The organism is Nocardia vaccinii NBRC 15922, from assembly GCF_001613305.1.
Taxonomy (GTDB): domain Bacteria; phylum Actinomycetota; class Actinomycetes; order Mycobacteriales; family Mycobacteriaceae; genus Nocardia; species Nocardia vaccinii.
This window is the reverse complement of sequence record NZ_BDCC01000064.1, coordinates 87,895-110,323: the sequence shown is the minus strand read 5'-3', so window position 1 is coordinate 110,323 and position 22,429 is coordinate 87,895. Positions and strand designations below refer to the sequence as shown.

Annotated in this window: 15 protein-coding genes; 8 read left to right on the top strand and 7 right to left on the bottom strand. The window is 68.2% G+C overall.

Annotated features, from left to right (window positions below; all coding sequences use genetic code 11):
• The coding region (locus tag NV1_RS33730; protein WP_169813469.1) for a TauD/TfdA dioxygenase family protein at nucleotides 1-587 on the bottom strand (587 nt) is incomplete at its 3' end.
• Nucleotides 588-684: 97 nt separating this feature from the next.
• Nucleotides 685-1,494: a deoxyribonuclease IV gene (locus NV1_RS33725; RefSeq protein ID WP_067900891.1), complete on the bottom strand. Its 810-nt coding sequence runs from the start codon at nucleotides 1,492-1,494 to the stop codon at nucleotides 685-687.
• Nucleotides 1,495-1,761: 267 nt separating this feature from the next.
• Here NV1_RS33725 and NV1_RS33720 point away from each other — a divergent pair, with 267 nt between their 5' ends.
• The 3 genes from NV1_RS33720 (at nucleotide 1,762) to NV1_RS33710 (ending at nucleotide 6,338) form a co-directional block, all read left to right on the top strand.
• Nucleotides 1,762-2,973 carry a protein kinase domain-containing protein gene (locus NV1_RS33720; protein ID WP_084526169.1) on the top strand — a complete coding sequence of 404 codons (1,212 nt, stop codon included), beginning with the start codon at nucleotides 1,762-1,764 and terminating at the stop codon, nucleotides 2,971-2,973.
• Between the two features lie 78 nt (nucleotides 2,974-3,051).
• The gene (locus tag NV1_RS33715; protein ID WP_067900888.1) at nucleotides 3,052-3,819 is read left to right on the top strand and encodes an ABC transporter ATP-binding protein; all 768 of its coding nucleotides are present in this window, start codon (nucleotides 3,052-3,054) and stop codon (nucleotides 3,817-3,819) included.
• Complete coding sequence (locus tag NV1_RS33710) at nucleotides 3,819-6,338, top strand: ABC transporter permease (protein ID WP_067900885.1); 2,520 nt, start codon at nucleotides 3,819-3,821, stop codon at nucleotides 6,336-6,338. The genes NV1_RS33715 and NV1_RS33710 overlap by 1 nt, the downstream gene beginning before the upstream one ends.
• Before the next feature lie 417 nt (nucleotides 6,339-6,755).
• On the opposite strand, the gene NV1_RS33705 is transcribed toward NV1_RS33710, so the two are convergent.
• The 4 genes from NV1_RS33705 to NV1_RS33685 all read right to left on the bottom strand — a co-directional run bounded on the left by NV1_RS33705 (nucleotide 6,756) and on the right by NV1_RS33685 (nucleotide 14,837).
• On the bottom strand, nucleotides 6,756-7,913 hold the full coding sequence (locus NV1_RS33705) for a VWA domain-containing protein (protein WP_067900882.1): 1,158 nt from the start codon (nucleotides 7,911-7,913) through the stop codon (nucleotides 6,756-6,758).
• Between the two features lie 296 nt (nucleotides 7,914-8,209).
• Nucleotides 8,210-10,888 (bottom strand): DUF5682 family protein, encoded by a 2,679-nt coding sequence (locus tag NV1_RS33695; protein WP_245714066.1) that lies wholly within the window; start codon nucleotides 10,886-10,888, stop codon nucleotides 8,210-8,212.
• Nucleotides 10,885-11,997: an ATP-binding protein gene (locus NV1_RS33690; RefSeq protein ID WP_067900877.1), complete on the bottom strand. Its 1,113-nt coding sequence runs from the start codon at nucleotides 11,995-11,997 to the stop codon at nucleotides 10,885-10,887. The genes NV1_RS33695 and NV1_RS33690 overlap by 4 nt, the downstream gene beginning before the upstream one ends.
• A complete protein-coding gene (locus tag NV1_RS33685) occupies nucleotides 11,994-14,837 on the bottom strand; it encodes an SWIM zinc finger family protein (RefSeq protein WP_067900968.1) in 2,844 nt (947 codons plus the stop codon). Before NV1_RS33685 ends, NV1_RS33690 begins: the two co-directional genes overlap by 4 nt.
• A 438-nt stretch (nucleotides 14,838-15,275) precedes the next feature.
• Here NV1_RS33685 and NV1_RS33680 point away from each other — a divergent pair, with 438 nt between their 5' ends.
• The 5 genes from NV1_RS33680 to NV1_RS33660 all read left to right on the top strand — a co-directional run bounded on the left by NV1_RS33680 (nucleotide 15,276) and on the right by NV1_RS33660 (nucleotide 21,017).
• A complete protein-coding gene (locus NV1_RS33680; RefSeq protein ID WP_067900965.1) occupies nucleotides 15,276-17,681 on the top strand; it encodes an AAA family ATPase in 2,406 nt (801 codons plus the stop codon).
• A complete protein-coding gene (locus NV1_RS33675; protein ID WP_067900875.1) occupies nucleotides 17,666-18,106 on the top strand; it encodes a hypothetical protein in 441 nt (146 codons plus the stop codon). Before NV1_RS33680 ends, NV1_RS33675 begins: the two co-directional genes overlap by 16 nt.
• Nucleotides 18,107-18,476: 370 nt before the next feature.
• Nucleotides 18,477-18,881 (top strand): YchJ family protein, encoded by a 405-nt coding sequence (locus NV1_RS33670; protein WP_067900872.1) that lies wholly within the window; start codon nucleotides 18,477-18,479, stop codon nucleotides 18,879-18,881.
• Between the two features lie 140 nt (nucleotides 18,882-19,021).
• Nucleotides 19,022-19,294, top strand: coding sequence for an Rdx family protein (locus tag NV1_RS33665; RefSeq protein WP_067900870.1), 273 nt, complete (start codon nucleotides 19,022-19,024; stop codon nucleotides 19,292-19,294).
• A gap of 148 nt (nucleotides 19,295-19,442) precedes the next feature.
• A complete protein-coding gene (locus NV1_RS33660) occupies nucleotides 19,443-21,017 on the top strand; it encodes a carboxylesterase/lipase family protein (protein ID WP_084526157.1) in 1,575 nt (524 codons plus the stop codon).
• A gap of 14 nt (nucleotides 21,018-21,031) precedes the next feature.
• Here the strand turns inward: NV1_RS33660 and NV1_RS33655 are convergent, their stop codons facing one another.
• Complete coding sequence (locus tag NV1_RS33655) at nucleotides 21,032-22,336, bottom strand: cytochrome P450 (RefSeq protein ID WP_067900865.1); 1,305 nt, start codon at nucleotides 22,334-22,336, stop codon at nucleotides 21,032-21,034.
• Between the last annotated feature and the right edge of the window lie 93 nt (nucleotides 22,337-22,429).

The following is a 22,429-nucleotide window of genomic DNA, read 5'->3' as shown; positions in this document are numbered from 1 at the left end:
TAGTAAGTGGACACGAATTCCTCGCGATGCCGGCGAGTCTTGTCGTTGGCCTGCGCACCGTACTTCGCCTCGGCGTCGGAGCCGTGACTGGCGGCGTAGTCGTAGGTGTTGGTGTGCACCGCGCGCAAACTCTCCGCGAGTCGCTGGAGCGGATCGGGCAGCGAATTGTAGGCGGCCACGGTGGAGGCCCAGGTGGTCGAGCCGCCGTAGCTGGGCAGGGTGACCGCGCGCAGGATCGAGGCCTTGGGGACCCGGTCCACGAAGGTCACGTCGGTGTGCCAACTGTTGGCCCGTCCGGTGTCGGAGTCGATGGCCAGAGATCGGACACCCTGGGAGGTGAGCGTGGGATGCGGTGTGGTCGGGGTGCCCAGCAGTTCGGCGAATGCGTATTGGCCGTCCTCGGTGAGGTGATCCTGACCGTGGAAGAAGATCACCTTGTGCTCGTTGAGCGCCGCGCGGATCGCGGCGACGGTCCGCGCGGAAAGCGCGCCGCCCAGCTGCACGCCATCGATGCGTGCGCCGATGTGGGTGCCGAGCTTGACGACCTGGACGGCGGTCTCGGTTTCTACTGCGTGATCGATGGACATGACGGGCCTTTCGCTCGGATCTGTGGTGCATGAGCAGCACATCACCGGCGGGTGGGGCGAACCAGGTTTGCGGTCAGCAGGATCCGAACGCTGTGGTTCAGCCCAGATGTTCGCGTAGGTAGGCCAGGTCCTCGGCGACACCCTCGGCGGGCGTCTCCAGCACCACGGGCGCACCCGCGGTGCGGCAGACCTCGGCCAGCAGTTGCGGGTCGATGGTGCCCTCGGCGAAATTGGCGTGCCGATCCGCACCCGAATTGAATTCGTCGCGTGAGGAATTCAGATGGACCAGATCGATCCGGCCGGTGATGGCCTTGATGCGATCCACCACGCCGACGAGTTCCTCGCCGCCGGCCCAGGCGTGGCAGGTGTCCAGGCAGAATCCCGCGTCGTACTCGCCGACGACGTCCCAGAGTCTGGCGATGGAGTCGAAATGCCGCGCCATGGCGTGATTTCCGCCCGCGGTGTTCTCGATCAGAATCGGCACGGCGAAACCGCCCTTGTCCCGCTGACGCTCGAACAGCTTGCCCCAGTTGGTGATACCGGCCTCGATCTCCGCATCCGAGCGCACATGCCCGCCGTGCACGACGAGCCCGAACGCCCCCAGATCGGCCGCCGCCTGCGCTTGCAGCGCCACAGCCTGCCGCGAGGGCATGCGCAGCCGATTGTTGGTGCTGGCCACGTTGATCTGATACGAGGAGTGCACCACCACATCGATCGGGCTGGCCTTGATCTGTTCGGCGGCCGGATGCGGCTGGGGTTTGTCCCAGCTCTGCGGATCCACCACGAACATCTGGATGACCTCGGCGCCCAGTTTCTCGCCGAAGCCGATCGGATCACTGTCCTGTCTTTCCTGGGCAGAGCCTCCAATGCCGCCGCCGCTGCGGGGGACGTGTGCTCCAATGCGCATGGGGTCGAGCGTATCGGTACCCACCGACAGCTTCCGCGGGGGCGCGGAACAGGCCGTTCCGCCGGTTCTACCGGGGCGATCAACCCGCATCGAATCGTGCGATGCGGCCGCGCGGGGGTTCGCGCTGCCGAGCCGTGCGGATCGGGCGGGGCTGCTATGGTTTCGGTGTTTCCCGTGGTCGGTTCGTAACGGCGACGGAGTTCATGCGGTACACGGCCGTGCGCTGGCGGGTCCCGGTGCGCGGCACGGGAAGTGGGAGCGGACATCATGGTGGCCAACGGTGAGGTCTTCGCCGGATATCTCGTCGAGCAACTGCTCGGCCGCGGCGGCATGGGTTCGGTCTATCTGGCCAAACATCCGCGTCTGCCGCGCAAGACCGCGCTCAAGCTGCTCAACCGTGAAATGGTGTCCGATCAGGAGATCCGCGCCCGCTTCGAGCGCGAAGCCGATCTGGTCGCCCAGTTGGACCACCCCAACATCGTGACCGTCTACGACCGCGGTCTCGAGGACGGTCAACTGTGGATCTCGATGCAGTACATCGATGGGATCGACGCGGCCAGTGTGGACCCGACCAAACTCCCGCCCGAACGCGCGGTCCAGATCATCGGCGAGGTCGCCGAGGCGTTGGACTACGCGCACGGCAACGGCGTCATGCACCGCGACGTCAAGCCCGCGAACATGCTGCTGGCCCGCTCGACCGGCGGTAAGGGCGAGCGGGTCTACCTGACCGACTTCGGCATTGCCCGGCTGCGTGACGACGGCGGCCACCTCACCCAGACCGGCACGTTCACCGCGACGCTGGCCTACGCCTCGCCCGAACAGCTCACCGGCGCCAACCTGGACGGCCGGGCGGATCAGTATTCCCTGGCCTGCAGTCTGTTCTGGTTGTTCACCGGTACCGGCCCGTTCGCCGCGTCGAACCCCGCCGCGGTGATCCGCGGACATCTGCAGGAGCCCGCGCCGCCGCTGAGCAAGATCCGCCCCGGTCTCCCGCCGAGCATGGACACCGTACTGGCCAAGGCCATGGCCAAGCGCCCGGACGATCGTTTCGCCTCGTGCGCGGAATTCGCCGCCGCGGCCCGCCGCGCCCTCGCCGTGCCCAGTTCGCCGGCGGTGCCGGTGACGCCGCCGCGGCAGTTCACCGGACCGGGGATGCAGACCGTCGGTCCGCAGATGGGCCTCACCGGAACCGGCCCCGGCAACCCGGTGGCGCCGCCGCGCACCGGTATCGGGATGCCCAATGCCGGGCCGATGCCCACCGCGGGGCCTACCCCCATGCCGATGTCGGTGCGCGCGGCGACGCCGCCGCAACCGATGTATCCGCAGAATCCGCCGTACCAGCAGCAGACCGGCTACGGATATCAACCTGCGCAGATGCCGCAGCAGCGCAAGTCGAATACCGGTCTGATCATCGGCATCATCGTCGGCGCGGTGATCATCCTGCTGGTCGTGCTGGCGATCATCGGTTCGCTGGGCTGAGGCGGTTCGGCGTACCTCTGAGGTATTGGGGGGTGTCCCCGATGGCGCGGGCGTCCCGCTCACGCAACACTGGAGAGCATGACTGCCGATGCCCTGGGCACCGAGACGACTGCCGATACCTCGATCGCGGCCCGCGCCACCGATCTGGTCAAGCTATACGGAACGGGAGATACCCAGGTCCGCGCCCTGGACGGGGTGAGCGCGGAATTCGCCGCGGGTGAGTTCACCGCGATCATGGGCCCCTCGGGTTCGGGCAAATCCACCCTGATGCACTGCCTGGCCGGGCTCGACGCGCCCACCTCCGGCGCGGTGCACATCGGCGGAACCGACCTGACCGGGCTCTCGGACAAGGAGATGACCGCGTTGCGCCGGGACCGGATCGGCTTCGTGTTCCAGGCGTTCAATCTGGTGCCGACGCTGACCGCGTTGGAGAACATCACGTTGCCGCTGGATATCGCCGGCCGCAGCCCCGATCAGGACTGGCTGGATACGGTGATCAAACGCCTGGGCCTGAACGACCGGCTCGACCACCGGCCCAGCGAACTGTCCGGCGGGCAGCAGCAGCGGGTTGCCTGCGCACGTGCGCTGGCCGGGAAACCCGACATCATCTTCGGCGACGAGCCGACCGGAAATCTGGACTCGCGGTCCTCCGGGGAGGTGCTGTCGATCCTGCGCGCGGCTGTCGACGAATTCGGGCAGACGGTCGTCATCGTCACCCACGAGCCCCACGCCGCTTCCTATGCCGACCGGGTGATCTTCCTCGCCGACGGTCGCATAGTCGACGAATTGCGTGCCCCCACAGCCGAATCCGTGCTGGACCGGATGAAAAAGCTGGAGAACGCCTGATGGCCGGGAGCCCGATGCGCAAGGTGGCCTTGCGCAATCTCGCCGCGCACAAGGTACGCCTCGCGCTGACCGTGCTGTCGGTGATCCTCGGAACCGCTTTCATCGCAGGATCTTTCGTGTTCACTGACACCCTGCAGAGCACCTTCAACGGTATTTTCGCCGATCAGGCCAAAGGCGTCGACGTACGCGTGGGCCCCAAGGAACGCGTGTCGCTGGGTGTTCCGCTCGACGTGGTCGACAAGATCACCGCGACCCCGGGTGTGCGGGCGGTCGCCCCCGCGGTGCAGGGTCCGATCGTGCTGCTGCAGGACGGTCACGCGGTGCAGACCGGCGGTGCGCCGAGTCTCGGGCAGTCGTATCTGCCTCCGGACAAGGCCGTCGCGGAACCGCAGAAGATGGTCGCGGGCACCGCCCCCAGCCAACCCGGGCAGATCGCGATCAATTCCGGCGGGGCGCAACGCGCCGGGTTGTCGGTCGGGGATCGCACCGAGATCCTCGTGCCGGCCAAGGGCAATATCGCGGTGACCGTCAGCGGGATCTACACCGTGGCTTCCGATTCCGGCGGATTCATCCAAGTGCTGTTCGACGACGCGCAGGCGCGCGATCTGTTCACCGACGGACAGCATGTGGGCTATGTCGACGTGGGCGTGACGCCGGGTGTTTCGGCGGATACCGTGCGCGACAGGCTGTCCCGGGTGCTGCCGGACTACAAGGTGCTCGACGGCGATCAGGTGCGGGCGGACCTGAAAGAACAGGTCGGCAACGCGCTCAAATTCGTGAACTACTTCCTGCTCGCCTTCGGTGCGATCGCGCTGCTGGTGGGCACGTTCATCATCTACAACACCTTCTCGATGATCGTGGCGCAGCGGCTGCGTGAACTGGCGCTGCTGCGCGCCGTGGGCGCGAGCAGACGTCAGGTGGGACTGTCGGTGGTGGCCGAGGCGGCGATCATCGGATTGATCGGCAGCGCACTGGGTCTGGCCTGCGGCATCGCGCTGGCGTTCGGCCTGTCCGGGCTGCTCAATGCCTTCGATCTGGGACTGCCGACCGGGGCCATGCAGGTGCAGCCACGCACCGTGCTGGCGGCGCTGGGCATCGGTCTCGTGGTGACGGTGGGCAGCGCCTATGCGCCCGCGCGCCGGGCGGCCAAGATTCCGCCGGTGGAGGCCATGCGCGAGGAGTTCGCCTCGATCGGCGATTCGCTGCGGCTGCGTACGGGCATCGGTGTCGGGCTGGCGGTCCTCGGCGTCGTACTGGTCGTGCTCGGGGCCCGCCACACCGGCGGCAATGCCGCACTGACGGTCGGAATCGGCGCTGCGGCAATGATTTTCGCGGTATTGTTCGCCTCGCCGTCGTTGTCGCGGCCGGTGCTCGCCGCGCTGGGGGTGCTGGTGCGGCCGTTCGGGCCGATCGGGCATATGGCGCGCAACAACGCGGTCCGCAATCCGCGGCGCACCGCCGCGACCGCGTTCGCCCTCACCCTCGGGCTGATGCTGGTCTCGGCGATCGGGATGCTCGGATCCTCGGCGAAGGCGAGCGTGAGCGATGTGGTCGACCGGGGAGTCAAGGCCGACTACATACTGACCGGCCCGCAGCTGGTCGGTGTGCCGGTCGGCGCGGGGCCGGCCGCGAGATCGGTTGCGGGAGTCCGGGATGTGGTGGCGTTCCGCGGTGTGCAGATGAAGATCGGCGAGGATGCGGTGTACGGCGTCTCACCCGATGCGCCGATGAGTCCGGTGCTGAACTACGAGATCCGCAGCGGCGGCTACACACTCGGCGACAACGATATCCAGGTCTCGGAAACCGAAGCCGGGAAACGCGATTGGCACGCCGGTGAACAGGTGCAGTTGACCAGTATGGACAACAAGAAGTTCACCGTCACGGTTTCCGGAATCTACAAGGACACCCAGTTGCTCGGGTCCATGGTGGTGTCCTCGGCACTGTACGACCAGGTGATGCCCGTCGCGTTCCGCTCCGATGTGGTCGTGCTGATCACCGCCGCGCCGGGCGCGGACCTGACGCTCATGCGGCAGAACCTGGTGAAAGCGACCGAGAAGTACGTCGTGGTGCAGGTGGAGAACCGGGACGAATTCAAGGGCACGCAGGGCAGGCAGATCGACACCATGCTCGCGATCCTGTACGGGCTGCTGGCCCTGGCGGTGGTGATCGCGGTGCTCGGCATCGTCAACACGCTCGCACTGTCGGTTGTCGAACGCCGCCGCGAGATCGGCATGTTGCGTGCGGTCGGCATGCAGCGGCCACAGGTCCGCCGGAGCATCTATCTGGAATCGATGCTGATCGCGGTGTTCGGTGCGCTCGTGGGTGTGTTGCTCGGGCTCGGGCTCGGCGTCGGATTCCTGCGGACCTTGAGCGACCTGGGTATCAGCACGATCACCGTGCCGTGGATCCAGATCGTGCTCATGCTCGTCGGCTCCGGCGTCGTCGGTGTGCTGGCTGCCGTGTGGCCGGGAATCCGCGCCGCTCGCACTCCGCCTCTGGCGGCCATCGCCGACCTGTGAGCGCGGTAGCTGCGGATAGCGCGGCATCGGACGACGCGGTCGTCGGCGCTCGCGTGGCGGGCCCGATTCGCATGACGTAGCCGAGGGCGCGGCGAGGTCGATCATGCGGCCGCCGGGTGCGGCGGCACACGGGTACGGCGATGGTGCCTGCGGTCCGAGCCGCGGGGCGGCTGTCGGCGTGCTGCGGCTGGTGGGATGACGCGGCGACGAGATGCTGGGTTCGGGGGTGTGTGGATCGTATGATCTGTCCGGTTCGCTCGCTGGTCCCTACGGTCGGTGAAGGAGTCTGGAGATGGATCTCTTCGGCACGCTCGGTGGCGCATTGGGGGTTCTGGGAACAGGTATCGGGTTCGGGCAATCGCTGCTGGGATTTCTGACCGCGCTCGGCAGCAGCGCGCCGGGGACGTAGCGTCCGGATCAGCCCGCATGGGTGTTCGCCCAGGTGCGGACGTCGCCGCGATCCAGGGCCACCGCCAGTAGATCCGGGAATTTGTCCGGGGTGCAGGCGAAGGCCGGGACGCCGAGTCCGCCCAGTGCCGCGGCGTTCTCGTGGTCGTAGGCGGGTGCGCCGTCGTCGGACAGGGCCAGCAGGACCAGTACCTGGACGCCGGATTCACGCATCGTGGCGATCCGGCGCAGCATCTCCTCGCGGATTCCGCCCTCGTAGAGGTCGGAGATCAGGACGAACAGAGTGTCGGCCGGACGTGTGATCAACTGCTGGCTGTACGCGATGGCGCGATTGATATCGGTCCCGCCGCCGAGCTGGGTGCCGAACAGGACGTCGACCGGATCCGCGAGCTGATCGGTGAGATCGACCACGGCCGTATCGAATACGACCATCGACGTTTTCAGTGCACGCATCGAGGCCAGGACCGCACCGAACACCGAGGCGTACACCACGCTCGACGCCATCGATCCGGATTGATCGATCGCCAGCACCACATCGCGCCGCACCGCCTGCGACTTGCGGCCGAAGCCGATGAGTTGTTCTGGCACCACCGTGCGATGTTCGGGCAGGTAGTGCGCGAGATTGCGGCGGATGGTGCGGTCCCAGTCGATATCGCGCAGTCGCGGGCGGGTGGTGCGGGCGGCTCGGTTCAGCGCGCCGGATACGGCGGCCACGGTGCGCGCGGCGATGCGCCGCTCGATCTCGCGCACCACCTTCTCCACCACCATGCGTGCCGTGGACCGGGTGGTTTCGGGCATCACCCGGTTCAGGCTCAGCAGGGTGCCGACCAGGTGCACATCGGGTTCGACCGCCTCGAGCAGTTCGGGTTCGAGCAACAATTGGGTCAGATCGAGTCGCTCCACCGCATCGCGCTGCATCACCTCCACCACGGTGGACGGGAAATAGCTGCGGATATCACCCAGCCACCGGGCGACCTTGGGCGCCGATCCGCCCAGTCCGCCCGTGCGCTTCTCCGCCGGAGTCAGCTCGTCGGCGTTGTACAACGCCGAGAGCGCTCGATCCATCGCCGCGTCACCTCCGGAACCCAGTCCGCCCAGGCAGGACTCCGCGGGGGCGCCCAGCACCAAACGCCAACGGCGGGAATGTGTTCGATCCATTTCGGTCATGGGTGCCTACCGCCTCTCCTGCGGGCAGCGCATGAATTCGCGCCGTGCGGTTCTCGTCGTGATCCGGTCGCCGACCGGCTCGTGCTGGTTGCATGGTCGCGGCACAGCCGCGCTCGTCCGCCGGGGCTGCGCCGTGTGGCGGCGGGCCACCGTCGCGGTGCGGCCGGTTGACGCGGTACTGGACCGTGCCGGCGGTGCATCGGCGCTGTCGGATCGTGTGGATGGCGGGCGTACACCTCCGTGGTATCGACCGCCCGGTGTGGCGGGTGAGGTTGGCAGAGGATTCGTGGGCGGCATCATGCGACCGCCAGGATTCGGGTGACGGCCCCCAGGGCGAGGACGCCGCGATCGGGATCGAAGCCACCGGTTCGGGTCGGAGTGACGGCGACCTGGCCGCCGTCGCGGACGGCCCGGGCGATTGCCTGGCGCTCACCGGATTCGAAAGCGCCGAAGGTTCTGCGGAGCAGGGGCAGAGTGGCGATGAACTGGTCTTCGTTCAAGCTGCGGAGCCACACATCGATGCGGTGCAACAGGTTCCGGTCGTGCACCAGGAGCAGGCCGCGGCCGCCGAGGAATCCGTCGATCCATGCGGCCTTCTCGGCGGGATCGTGACCGACCGACAGCGCCGCGGACAGGCGACGGGCGGATTCGGCGTCGTCCAAGATGCCCGCGTCGCACAGCAGCCGGACCGCACGGCCGACCAGGCTGCCGTGCACATCGCTCCGGTCGGCGAGTTTGCCCAGGGCACTGTGCCATTCGCGGGTCGCCCACTCGTCGTCGCGGGTGGCCAGGGCGAGCTGCGCGTCGTCCAGCCGAGCGCGCAGGCCGGCCGCGGCGTCGGCGTCCAATCCCGTGACGGCACTGGGCAATCCGGCGCAGATACGTACCAGCATCCCGTCGGCGACGCGAATGAGCGCCGCCACGTCGGTGCCGCGTACGTCGCCGTACCGCAGCGTGCGGATCAGACCGGGGAGGGCGGCCAGCAGGTGAGTGACATCGTGATCCACCGCGGCCACGGATTCGAGGCGGGCCACCAGTCCCGGTACGGCCCCGCCGAGATCGGCCAGCAGGGCCTGTTCGAGGGCGCCGCTCAGATCGGCGACGCCGGCATCGGGTGCGGCGGCGGAGTCCAGGATTTTCGCCTCCGCGGCGGCTAGGAGAGTGGTGCCCCACCGGGACGCCTCGATCACGGCCAGGGCGAGTTCGGGTTCCCAGACCAGCGTCCACGTCTCCCGGAAGGTTCCGGCATTGCGGACCTCGCTGGATGTCGGTGTGCCCCAATGGATTGCGAGCAGTCGCAGCCGATGCAGCAGCCGTGAGCGCGCGATGTCCCGGTCCTTGCGCAGGTCCAGATCCAGCTGCCGGGAAAGGGCCTGGCGCGTCAACCGCAGCGAGCGCGCCTGCGTGCGGAGATCCGCCTCGAGCGGAACCGCCGGGATGTCCTGCGGTACCGAGCCGAGCGCCTCGCCGATGACCAGTTCCCCGGTGACCAGGTGCAACATGGTCTCATCACCCTCGCACAGCACCGCTCTAGTGGCCTCGGTGACCTCCGACAACCCTGGCAACGGTCGCTCGCGCAGGGCGGCGAGAGTGTTCGCGAGCCGCACCGATTCGATGATGTGCGCGCTGGATACCGGCAGGTCGTGCGCCCGCAAGGTACCGGCGACCTTGGTGAGCCAGCGCGCGATCGGCTGATCGGTCTCGGTGAACAGGTGGTGATACCACCCCGGCGAGGTCACTCCCGCGCCGTACCCCGAGGAACCCGCCAGCCGTGAATGCGTCCAGGGCACCCACGTCGAGGTCGCCTTCACCTTCGGCAGACCCTCGAGTATCCGCGCATCGGCCGCGGCGGGCCCGAGCGCTCCCGCCAGCGCCGGAGCATGAAACGCCCCGCACACCACCGCGAGTCGCTTCGCGCCGCCCTTCAACGCCTTACGCATCGTCTGGCGCATATAAGCTTCACGCCGCAACGTATGCGGATCCACCGCCGATCCGATCAGCTCATCGGCCTCGTGTGCCGAATCGCTCGCGGTCGGCGACTCGCCGATCTGGTCCGGTGCGGTCAACACCGGCGAACTGTAATCGCCTGGTGTAGAGGTGCTCTCGGAGCGCTCGGCCGCACCGATGGCATCGTGCGATCCGTCGGCGTACTGCGGGGCCGGATCATCCGGCGCGGTGACGGCTTCGGTGACCGCCTCACGTTCCGCGCCTTCGGTCGATCCTTCGCATCGCGGGTGAGAATTTGTCGAGCCTGTGACCTGTTGCGTTGCAATCGATCCAGCAGCCAGGTCCGTGGCGCTTTCGGCAGTGGCGGCGCAATCGTTGCCCGCGTCGTCCGGCTTGGCCGGACGGGTGGTCCGCGAGCTCGGATTACCCTGTGCGGCAGTAGTTTCCGTAGCCGGAACAGAGGTAGAACCGCCTCGTGCAGCCTCAGGATTCTCCGGTTCACGAGTCGAGTCGCGCAGGGCGGTCATGGCTTCGGTGATGGCCTCGAAAACGTCCGCGTCGGCGCTGGATTCGATGACCGCGTCCCACCAGCGTTCCGGGTCGTCGTAGCCCGCGGTGGCGGCGAGGACGGCCAGAGGATCGGTGCGGTCGCCGGGTTCATCGGTGGCGGCGAGGGCGTGGGCGGCGGGCAGGTCGCAGAAGCCGACGGTGACGTCGTGCTCGTGGGCGTAGCGCAGAGCCTGCCATTCCGGGGAGAACACCGCGAAGGGCCAGAACGCCGCGCGGGAGGGGGTATCCGGGACGTAGGCCAGCAGTGCGACCGGGGGCGTCATATCCTCGGCGGCGATATGGGTGATCAGGGGGTCGGCATCGGCCGGACCCTCGATCAGGATGGCATCGGGACGGAACCGCTCCAGCGCCAGGCGAAGTGAGCGTGCGGATCCGGGGCCATGATGGCGGATGCCGAACACCCGGGTCTGCGGCGGTTCGGATTCCGGTGCCGAGTCCGGTGTTTCGTGTGAGTTCATGCGTGTACCTCGCGGCATGCCCGGTAGAAATCGGCCCAGTCCTCCCGTTCGCGGACGACCGCTTCCAGATATTCGGTCCACACCACCGCATCGGCGACCGGATCCTTCACGACCGCACCGAGCACCGCGCCCGCGATATCGGCGGCGCGCAGCACTCCATCGCCGAAGTGCGCCGAAAGCGCCAGTCCGTTGGTGATCACCGAGATCGCCTCGGCGGTGGACAATGTTCCGGAGGGGGATTTGAGTTTGGTCCGGCCGTCGGCGGTGATTCCGGACCGCAACTCGCGGAAGACTCGCACCACCCGTCGCACCTCTTGCGCGGCGGCCGGCACCGCGGGCAGTTCCAATGCGGCGCCGAGCTGCACGACGCGGCGGGTCACGATCGCGACCTCCTCGTCCTCGCCGGCGGGCAGCGGCAGAACGACGGTGTTGAAGCGTCGCCGCAGCGCCGAGGACAGTTCGTTGACCCCGCGGTCTCGGTCGTTGGCCGTGGCGATGACATTGAAGCCCTTGGCGGCCTGCACCTCCATCCCCAGCTCGGGGACCGGCAGTGTTTTCTCCGACAACACCGTGATCAGCGCGTCCTGCACATCCGAGGGGATGCGGGTGAGCTCCTCGACACGGGCGATGGAGCCCAAGCGCATGGCCGTCATCACCGGTGAGGGAACCAGCGCGCCCTCGCTGGGCCCCTCGGCGAGCAGCCGGGCGTAGTTCCAGCCGTAGCGGATCGCCTCCTCGGCGGTTCCGGAGGTGCCCTGCACGAGCAGGGTCGATTCACCGCATATGGCCGCCGAAAGATGTTCGGACACCCACGTTTTCGCGGTGCCGGGCACGCCGAGCAGCAATAGTGCGCGGTCGGTCGCGAGCGTCGCGACCGCGACCTCCATCAGCCTGCGCGGTCCGACGTACTTCGGGCTCACCACGGTGCCGTCGGACAGGGTGCCACCGAGCAGGTAGGTGACCACACCCCACGGCGACAGCCGCCACGAGGGCGGGCGGGGACGGTCGTCGGCCGCGGCCAGTGCACGCAGCTCATCGGCGAAGGCCTGTTCGGCGTGTGGACGCAGCAGCCCGGTCGGCACCGAATCGGTCGTATTCGTCGTGGTCATTGCAACTCCTCGAGCATGGTCGTGCGCTGGATCAGGTCGTGGGCCAGTTCGTTGAAACAGGTTTCCCAGTAGGGATCACCGCAGCGGCGGGCGGCGACCTCGACCGCGGCGATGGCCTCGACCGGGAAGTGCGCGGCGGCGGTGCGGAACAGGGTGCGATAGGAGGCCGGCGACAGGCCCGGCGCACCGGGACGGGCCGCGGCGAGCTTGGCGCGGTCCAGCAGCAGCCGGACCAGGTACTGGGCCAGCGGTGCGGGCCACGGCCGCGGCACCGCCTGCACCAGTAGTTCGATCTCGGCCAGCCAGCTGCTGTCCAGCGTGCGCAGATACTCCACCCGCCGGTCGAGTGGAAGCAGCGCGAACAGCCGCCGCCGCACATCGGGATCGGCGCCGAGCGTGGTGCTGGTCAGCACCTCGAACAACGTTGCGGCCCAACGGCTGTCGTGCTGAGCGAGCGCCGCGTCGGCCCATCCGGCGGTGACCGGACCGAGCAGATCGGCGCGCATACCCACCCGGGCGGCCGCTCCGGGGGCGCCCAGCAGCGCGTCCCAATGACGCAGCGGGGTCGCGGCAATCACTCGGCGCAGCCACTCCGCCGCGACGTGCGGCGCCCCGTCCAGTCGGTAGGCGGTGTGCGCGGTGCGGTCGGCGATGCCATCGCGACGAGCCGAATCCTCCAGTCGGTGCGGGAGATCGGCGACCAACTGCTTACCGTCGAAGGTGAGCCAGCGCGAGGCGCGTTCGCTCATGCGCGCGGCGAAGGCCGAGTCCGGAAGGCGGGCCAGCAGATCCGCGGCGACCCGGCGGACCTCGGCGCGAGCGTCGTCGAGCGCGGATTCCAGCAGGGGCTCGTCGGCGAGGGTGAGCCCCTCGGCGAGAACGGCCAGCAGATCCGCGCGCGCCGGGCCGGGTTCGGAACGCCAGGTGCCCGCGAGTATTTCGCGGGCCGCGCGGGGATCGTGCGCCCGCAGTTGCGCCAGCCAGACGTGACGTTCGGCGGGGCGGCCGTGTGACCAGACGCTCGCGTCCTCGGGTCTGGCGCGGGCCAAGGTGTGCCACGGTGAATGGTGTGCGGCCAGCCAGCGGCCGCGCTCACCGGCCAGCCGTAGCAGCGATTCACGCAGGGGGCCACGGGTTTTCGCCTGATCCAGCAAGAGGGTGCAGATGGCGTCGGGTGCGCGGAAGTCGTGTGGTCCGGCGGCGTCGAACCATTCGGTGAGGAACGGCGACCCCTCTGCCAGCAGGCGGACGAGTCGAGCCGCGGCCGGGGCGGGCAGGACCGGGCGCGGGTCGGCTTCGGCGGGTTCGGGCGGCTCACCGGTGCCGGGCAGGACCGCGCCGCGAGCGAAGAGGTCCTGGAGCGCGGCGGTTTCCAGCAACACAAGTGCCGGATCGCCGTGCAGTGATGCTGCCGCCTCGGCCACCGGCTCGGGCAGTGTGGTCGGATCGAATCCGCGCCGCGCCGTGCCCAGTAGCGCTACCGAGGCAAGGTCGTTCGACTGTGTTCGGGATCCGCCGATTACCTGCGCGCCGAGGGCGGCCATCTCGCCGCCCGCCCAGGCCGACACGGGGACGAGACCATCGGCGGACCATTCGCCGACGACCGTCACCGGGTGTCCGCCCGACAGGCTCATCAGTTGCCAGGGCTGCTGGGCCAGCCGCGCCAGCGGCAGCGCGGAACCTTCGCGATCCACGACGGACCAGACGTCGCCGGACACCACCGGAACGACATCGGCCAGCAGCACCGGCCACGATCGCAGCCACGGATCGGCGCCGAGCGCGCGGGCGTGCGCGGTGAGTGCGGCGGGGATACCGCCGGGCTCCTCGCCGGATGTCTCCGGTGCGGCGGCGAGCGGCTGGGGGATCGGTGCGGGAACACCGTGTCGTTCGCCCCACAGTGCGCGCAGTGGAGCGGCGCCCGGGTAGAAATGCAGTTCAGCGTCCACCATCGAACCGGGCACCGGGAGATCCGCGGGGAAGGCCGGAGTGCCGAAAGCGTGGTCGAGGATCAGCGCCCACCGTCCGCTCACCCGCCCCCGCAACCAGACTCGACGGGTGTGCAGGCTCTCGTCCTCGGAGACGCGCAGGCCCAGCACCATCCAGTGATCGCGGACGGCGGGTTCGTTGCGCACGGACTCCGCGGTGACCGGATAGCCGATGTGCGTGCGCGCACTCGCCGCAAGCGCTGGTTCGAGATCGTCCAGGCGGCGATGTGCCGTCGCGAGGAGGTGTAGCCGGGCGTACTCGCGCAGGAGTATCGCCGGCCAGTCCTCCCGGCCGACAACATTGCGTGGAAGTTGCCGCAGCGCCGAGGCAACGCCGGGAACCTGTGCGTCGACCATCCGCGCGGCCACCGATTCGAAGGCGCCGAACGAGCGGTCCGCCTGGGCCAACCCCGTGCGCACCTGATCGCACAGCCACACGTCCAGATCCGCCAGGCCGGCCGCGACCCGATCGCGACGCTGCGCTGCCGTCGCTGCGGACGGCGTCTTTTTCTGCGCGACAACGGTTTTGAACTCCCGCTGCGCGCGGGCGCCGAGCCATTCCGCGGCGTAGTCGGCGGGTGCGCCGGCCTCGGGCACCAAGCCGTCGGACCAGGTCAGCAAGAGGGACAAGGCGTGCTTACAGGGGAATTTCCGGCTGGGGCAGGAGCATTTGTAGGCGGGGCCGGACAGATCCACGATCGTCTGATACGGCTTCGCGCCACTGCCCTTGCACAGCCCCCACAGCGCGGTCTCGCACCACCCGGCGGAGTTCCACCGCCCGTGCAGTTTTCGCGCGGCGGTGAGCGATGCGGCATCGGGTGCCAGCGCGGCGACCTGCGGTGCGGTCCATATCATCGATTCGGTTCCCACTGGTGTCGTCGGCACTGCCGTCCCCCGTTCACTCGGTTGACCGGATTTCTACCTCACCCCACCGACAGGAATCGCCGGACAGCTCGAACGACCGAGTTCGCGGTGTGTTTGCGAGGCCAATATCGCTGGGGCGGTGAGTAATTGAAATCTCATCTGTTCTTGTGCTCGAGATCGAACTCTGTCATTCTGTTCTGTTCGGTTGATCCGAACCGCCCGAATTCGGGCGAGACCCGTAGAACTGCCCGGCCGGGGACGGCCGAGGGGTGGACATCGGGCGGATCACCGCTCGATGGCCATAAGCACCCCGTCCGGGACGGTTCGCGGCCTCCGGCATACGCGAAGGCGCGGCGCATCCGGTAGCGTCGGCATCTCGATAGTCCGAACGCGTTACGGCGTTTGCGGAGGGAGTGGCAGTTGGGGGACGTGTCCACCGGCGGTGCGCAACGCCTGTCCGATCTGGTACTGCACCGCCTGGATGCCGACCCGACGATCACGCCGGAGGTATCGAGTGCGGTGCTGGCCGCGCTGGATGCCGAACCCGATCGGTCGCCTGGTCTGGGCATGAGCGGAATCTTCCTGCGTGCCATCCGGGTTCGTGGATTCCGCGGTATCGGTCCCGAGGCGTCGCTGCGCCTCGATCCCGGCCCGGGGCTCACGCTCGTGGTAGGGCGCAACGGGTCCGGTAAGTCGAGTTTCGCCGAGGCCGCCGAGCTGGCGCTGACCGGCGATACGCGGCGTTGGGCGGGCAGGGCATCGGTCTGGCGCGAAGGATGGCGAAATCTCCACGACAGCAAGACATCTCGTGTCGAAGTGGAACTCACGGCGGCGGGCCCGGACGGGACGGTGACGATTGCCCGGGAGTGGCCCGAGGGCGTCGACCTCACCGGCGGCGCCTGGACGGAATCGCGAAAAGACGGCGTTCCCATCGATTTTCGCGTCGAGCGCTGGGCTCGCGCACTGGAGCTGTACCGGCCGTTCCTGTCCTACAGCGAACTCGGCGCTCTGGTCGACGGCCGTCCCAGCGATCTGTTCGACGCACTGCATCGGCTGCTGGGCCTGGACGATCTCACCGCGGCGCAGGAGCGAACTCGCGTGCGCCGACTCGAATTGGAGCGTGCGGCAAGACAATCCCGTGACGAACGCAACGAGCTGCTCACCGCTCTGGAGGCCGTCGCCGACGATCGCGCGGCCCGGGTCGCGCAGCTGCTGCGGGCCGTGGATCCGGATCTGGCGACCATCGGCCGGGAGGTGTCGGGCGCCCGGCACGATCCGGCCGGCACCGCCGCATTGCAGGCGATGCTGCGACTGCGATTGCCGGATTCGGCGTCGGTGGACGAGGCCGCCGCGGCGGTCGAGGCCGGCGCGCGGCGGCTGAGCGAGCTGACCACCGGTGATACCGAGGCGGAACTGCGTGTGCTGGATCTGCTCGACCGTGCCCGCGCACATGCGGCGGCCTCGGGCGCGTGCGCCTGCCCGGTGTGCGGGGCGGGCATGCTCGATGCGGAGTGGTTGCGCGAGACCGATGTCCAGATCACCCGGTTGACCGAGCGCGCGGCCGCGGTCACCGCGGCCCGTGACACTCTCGTGGCGGCGGCCGAACGTGCTCGCGCGCTGGTGCTTCCGGTGCCCGCCGAACTGGATCCCGCTCCGCCGCAGGCCCCCAACGTGGATACCGGTCCGGCGCGGCGAGCCTGGTCCGCGTGGGTAAGGGTGGCGCAGACGGAACCGGATGCGGAGTTTCCGGAGCGGTTGCGGGCCGCCCATGCGGATCTGGTCCGGCTGCTGGCGGCGCTGCGTGGTTCGGCCCGAAAGGAATTGGATCGACTCGATGCGGTCTGGATGCCCCTGGTTCCGCGCATCGCCGCGTGGTTGCAGGGCGCGCGTGCGGTCGCGGCCGCCGAGTCCGAACTGCACACCGTCCGGAGGGCCGAGGATTGGCTCAAATCCGCCGCTGCCGGACTCCGCGACGAGCGGATGGCGCCGCTGGCCGAGCATGCCCGTGGCATCTGGCGCGGACTGCGTCAGCAGAGCAATGTCGATCTCGGCGTGATCCGGTTGCAGGGCAACGCCGGAGCCAGTCGCAAGGTGCTGCTGGACGTCACGGTCGACGAGGCCGGGAGCAATGCGCTGGGTGTGATGAGCCAGGGCGAGTTGCACGCCCTGGGCTTGGCTTTGTTCCTGCCGCGCGCGACGGTGCCGGAGAGTCCGTTCGGTTTCGTCGTCATCGACGATCCGGTGCAGGCGATGGATCCGGCCAAGGTGGACGGTCTCGCGCGGGTGCTCGCCGCGGCCGCGCGCAGCGGACGTCAGGTCGTGGTGTTCACCCACGACGAGCGTCTGGCCGAAGCGGTGCGCCGATTGCGGCTGGACGCAACGGTCCTGGACGTACAGCGGCGGGAGCGGTCGGCGGTGGAGGTGCGCGTCGCGGAGGATCCGGTGCGGCGCTATCTCAGCGATGCCAATGCCCTGGTGCGCACCAAGCAGCTGCCGCGCGCCATCGCCGCCGAACTGGTGGTGACCTGTTGCCGCTCAGCCATCGAGGCCGCCGCCCTGGCCCGGTCCCGGCGCACGCTGCTGGCCGAGGGAATCGATCATCGCGAGGTGCAGCGCCGGGTGGACGCCGCGCGCACCACCTGGGAGAAGGTGTCGCTGGCCGTCTTCGGCGATCCGGATCGAGTGGACGATCTGAACGAGCTGCTCGATCGCGATGCGGCGTGGGCGCGGGCGGTCCTGCGGGACGCGGCCGCCGGGGCGCATATCCGAATCGACCGGGGTACGCGCGAATTAATCAGTGGGACCAGGAAATTCGTCAAATGGCTGAATCCGTAGCGCGGGAATCGCAGCCGCCGACGGTCGCGCAGCGCCTTGCCGCGGCGGACGAACTGCTGCGCGGCACCGTGACCGATGCGGGTGGGTTGTGGTCGCGGGCCACGGTGTGGATTCTGCGGCTGGCGCTCGAGCAGTCCATCGACCGGCTGTGGCTGGTGGTCGCGCCGCCGCTGGCACGATGCAGTATGCGGGCCCAACTGCTGGCGTTGGATTCCTATGCCGGCCAGGAGACCTCGGCCCGGATTTCGGCGCTGTGGGCGACGTTGTCCCGGGTAGGGCATCACCAGGATTACGAACTGGCCCCGACCGTGGTCGAGCTGCGGCGCTGGTTCGACGAAACCGCCCGGCTCGCGGACGAATTGGGGACATTGACCGAATCCGAGGATATGGCTACGGCTAGGCAACCACGTACCAGCCGGTCGTAATGGCCCGTATTGTCCGGCAATTCGATGCTGGACGCCCTAATATCGCTATCAACATGGGGATTTCGTTGATGCGGTCGGCCTATGAACAGTACTGTGTGCTTGCTGCTCGGTTTGCGGCGTGAATGCGGTTGTACACAGTCGGGTTTCATCTGTCTCGATGAAAGAGAGCTGCATCATGGATATGGGGATGCTCAACCTGCTCAACGCCGGTTCGTCGCTGGTGTCCAATGCCAGCGCGGCGTTGGCCAGCGTCATCAATCTGCTCAGCATGCTGTGAACCCGGCGGGTGCGGAGCCGATGATCCGGCGACGTATCCCGTTCGGTGACCGGGCGGCCCGTACCCGGGCCGCCCGGATCAGATAATCGAACGATGCACAGTGAATCTCCGGCCGGCTCCGATCGGTGTCCCTGCCGCAGTGGTGAATCGTTCGAGCAGTGCTGCGGGCCGCGCTTGGACGGCACTCGGCCCGCACCCACTGCCGAGACGCTCATGCGGTCGCGGTACACCGCGTTCGCCGTGCGTGACACCGCATATCTGCTCGCGTCCTGGCATCCCCGGACCCGGCCGCGCCGGCTCGAACTGGATCCGGGGCAGCGCTGGATGTTTCTGGAGATTCTGCGTACAGAGGCGGGCGGGCCATTCGACGACACCGGCGTCGTGGAATTCCGTGCGCACTACCGGAGTTCGGGCGGGCGGGGTGTGCTGCACGAGTGCAGCAGATTTGCCAGGGTCGACGGCGCGTGGCGCTACCTGGACGGAGACATCGAGATATAACGATTCGGGTGCGGCTTTCTCGAGTTGCTGCCCGGTACAGGGGACACTCCTACCGTTCCCACTACAAACGCACCGAGGAAGCGGAGGAGTTGCTACAAGTTTTTCCAAGGGCAGATCCGCCGCCGACGTAGGGTGCGGATATGCCACGAGTCGCGATCGAGTACTGCACCCAATGCCGCTGGCTGCTGCGAGCGGGTTGGATGGCTCAGGAGCTGTTGAGTACCTTCACCACCGAACTGTCGGAGGTGGCGCTGATCCCGGGGGACGGGGGTGTCTTCCGCATCACGCTCGATGGAGATCAGATCTGGGACCGCCGCTCGGACGGCGGATTTCCCGACATCGCCCTGCTCAAGCAGCGTGTTCGCGACCGGATCGATCCCGGTCGCGACCTCGGTCATATCGATCGCGGCTGACGTGCGAGGGCTCGGGCTTCGCCGTCGGACATGATCTCGGACGTACTCTCATTACAGAGAGTTGAGGAGGTGCCGTCATGGGCGAGCGAGTATCAGGCGCAGCTACAGCGGTAGTCGGGCCGGAGGCGAGCCGGAGCGAGGCACGCGGATGAGTGCTCAATTCTTTCAAGAGGCTCAGGGTGTGGACACCCGTGGCCCCGATCCCGTAGCCCGCACCGCCGCGGGTGCGGTCCGTGGATTTCATGACGGATCGGTGCACGTCTGGCGCAGTATTCCGTATGCGGCGCCCCCGACCGGCCCCGATCGGTTCAGCCGCCCGCAACCGCCCATCCCGTGGGCCGGAGAACGCGACTGCACCGAGTTCGGTGATATCGCTCCGCAGACGATGGGCACGATGGTGCCGGTCGATTCCGGTCTGCGGATGGGCGAGGACTGTCTGTGGGTGAACGTATGGGCTCCCGCCGCGGCGCATTCGGAGCCGCGGCCGGTGATGGTCTGGTTGCACGGCGGCGCCTACTGTCTCGGTACCGCTGCCCAAAGCATCTACGACGGACGCAAACTCGCCGAGACCGGCGGAGTCGTCGTGGTCGGGGTCAACTACCGGCTGGGTGCACTGGGTTTTCTGGACCTGTCCTCGCTCGGGGACGAGTTCGTGCCGAATCTGGGTATGCACGATCAGATCGCCGCACTGGAATGGGTGCGTGACAATATCGCGGCATTCGGTGGTGATCCGGGCAATGTGACGCTGTTCGGTGAATCCTCGGGTGCGGGATGTGTGACCGCACTGCTCACCTCGCCTCCCGCGGCCGGGCTGTTTCATCGGGCCATCGCGCAGAGTCCCCCCGCCACATCGGTTTTCGGGCCCGAACGGGCCGCGGTCGTGGCCGGCCGATTCCTGGAACTCGTTGATCTGCCGCGGGAGCGTGCGAAGGAATTGCTCGAATGCCCGATCGGCCGGATCGTGGAGGCGGCCGGGATCCTGCTGGACGAGGTGCCGCTGCAATCCCCGGGCCGGTTGGCCGCGGCGCCGGTGGTGGACGGCGATCTGCTGCCCACCTACCCCACCGACCGGTTCCAGCAGGGGCGGTCACATCGAGTGCCCCTGATGATCGGCACCAACCGGGACGAGGCCTCGCTCTTCCGGCTGTTCCGCTCGCCGATCATGCCGGTCACCCCGGATGCGGTGAATGCGATGCTCGAGGGTGTCGCCGCCGATCACCCGGAGATGTCACCCGAGCGGATCGCCGAGATCACCTCGGCCTATCCGGATCTGAGCAAAGCCCGTGGCGCCCTGGCGATGTCGACCGACGCCGCGTTCCGGATGCCCGCGCACTGGGTCGCCGATGCGCACTCCCGGCACACCCGCACCTGGATGTACCGGTTCGACCAGGCCACCCCGATGCTCAAGGCGGCCCGGGTCGGCGCCGGGCATGCCACCGAATTGCCCTATGTCTTCGGCAATTTCGGCACCCTCAACCATGATCCGACGTTCTGGCTCGGTGGTCGCAAAGCGGCCATGGAGGTCTCGGGCCGGATGATGCGTCGCTGGCTGGCCTTCGCCGAGCACGGTGTGCCCGCGGCGCTGGACGGATCCAAGCACTGGCCGCCGTACCGCGAGTCCGTGCGCAACACACTGCTCATCGACGTCGCGGACCGCGTCGAAGACGATCCGGACCATAACCTCTTCACCGCATGGGGCGACCAGGTCGTCGGCTTCAGCTGAGCCGCAGCGGCCGGTCAGACCGGCGTGGTGTGGTCGGCGTGGCGCCTGCCGAGATTCGCTCGCATATGGCTGTATCCGTGCAGGGTGAACAGTGGTCGGCGCTGCGGTGGGCCGTCCAGTCGCAGATCGGGGAAGCGGTCGAACAGCGCGCGCAGCGCGTGCACCGCCTCCATGCGAGCCAGGCTGGCGCCGAGGCAGGCGTGGATGCCGGAGGAGAACGTGAGGTGCTCCTTGGCATTGGCGCGGCCGATATCGAAACGGTCCGGAGCGTCGAAGACATTCGGGTCGCGATTGGCGCCGGCCAGTGACAGCACGATGGTCGTGCCCTTGCGCATCGGGATGCCCTCGTACTCCGTGTCCTGCAGGGTGACGCGCCCGGTGTTCTGCACGGGGGCGTCGAAACGCAGCACCTCCTCGATGGCGTTGGGCCACAAGGCGGGCTCCTCGCGCAGTCTGGTGAGCTGATCGGGGTGGGTGAGCAGTTGCACGATGCCATTGCTGATGAGGTTGACCGTCGTCTCGAATCCTGCTCCCATCAGCAGGCTCGCGGTGGCCTTCAGCTCCCGCTCGTCGAGTTCGCCCGCGGTGACCAGGCTGGACAGGATGTCCTCGCCGGGGGAGCGGCGCAGCTGCGCGAGGTGTTCATCGGCGAATTCGTCCATCTGCCCGATGGCGGCCACGGCATCGCGGTAGGAGCGCCACGGGATGCCGATATCCAGCAGTGGGCTGACCGCATCGCCCCAGCCGAGGAACCGCTCCTTCGCACTGCGCGGGAAGCCGAGCATCTCGGAGATGATCGCGATCGGTACCTGTGCGGCGAAATCGGCCACCAGATCGGCCGAACCGTTCTCGGGGAGGGCATCCAGCAGCTCCTCGGTGACCGATTCGACGCGGTCGCTCAGCCGGCCGATCGCCCGCGGTGTGAACGCCGCCGAGACCGATCGCCGCAGCCGAGTGTGCTCGGGTGGATCGATGACCAGCATGGAGGGCGATTCCATCGGATTCGGCGGGAGCGGGGCCAGGGTGGTCAGCTTGCGCAGCGGCCGCGGGATGTCGAAGGCATCCGCGCTGACCGCCCCCATCGCGTTGTCCCGCAAGATGTTCCGGCACAAATCGTGTTCGACGGTGACCCAGGCGAACGGTGTCCGCACCAGTCGCCCGCGCGCCCGGATCGACTCGAGCAGCGGGTACGGGTCGTGGGTGACCGCGGGATCGCCGAACAGCCGCGCCAGCGGATCGCCGCGCAGGGCGTACGCCTTCAACGCCAGCCGCGGCAGGCCCTGCACCGACATCCAGCGCATCCAGTACAGCGGTCCCATAGCTACCCCCAACTCGTCGTTTCGTCCAGGTCGACATCCACGGTACGCACGCGTACTGCTAGCGGAAACGTCCTGCGGTCGGACTCGAACCCC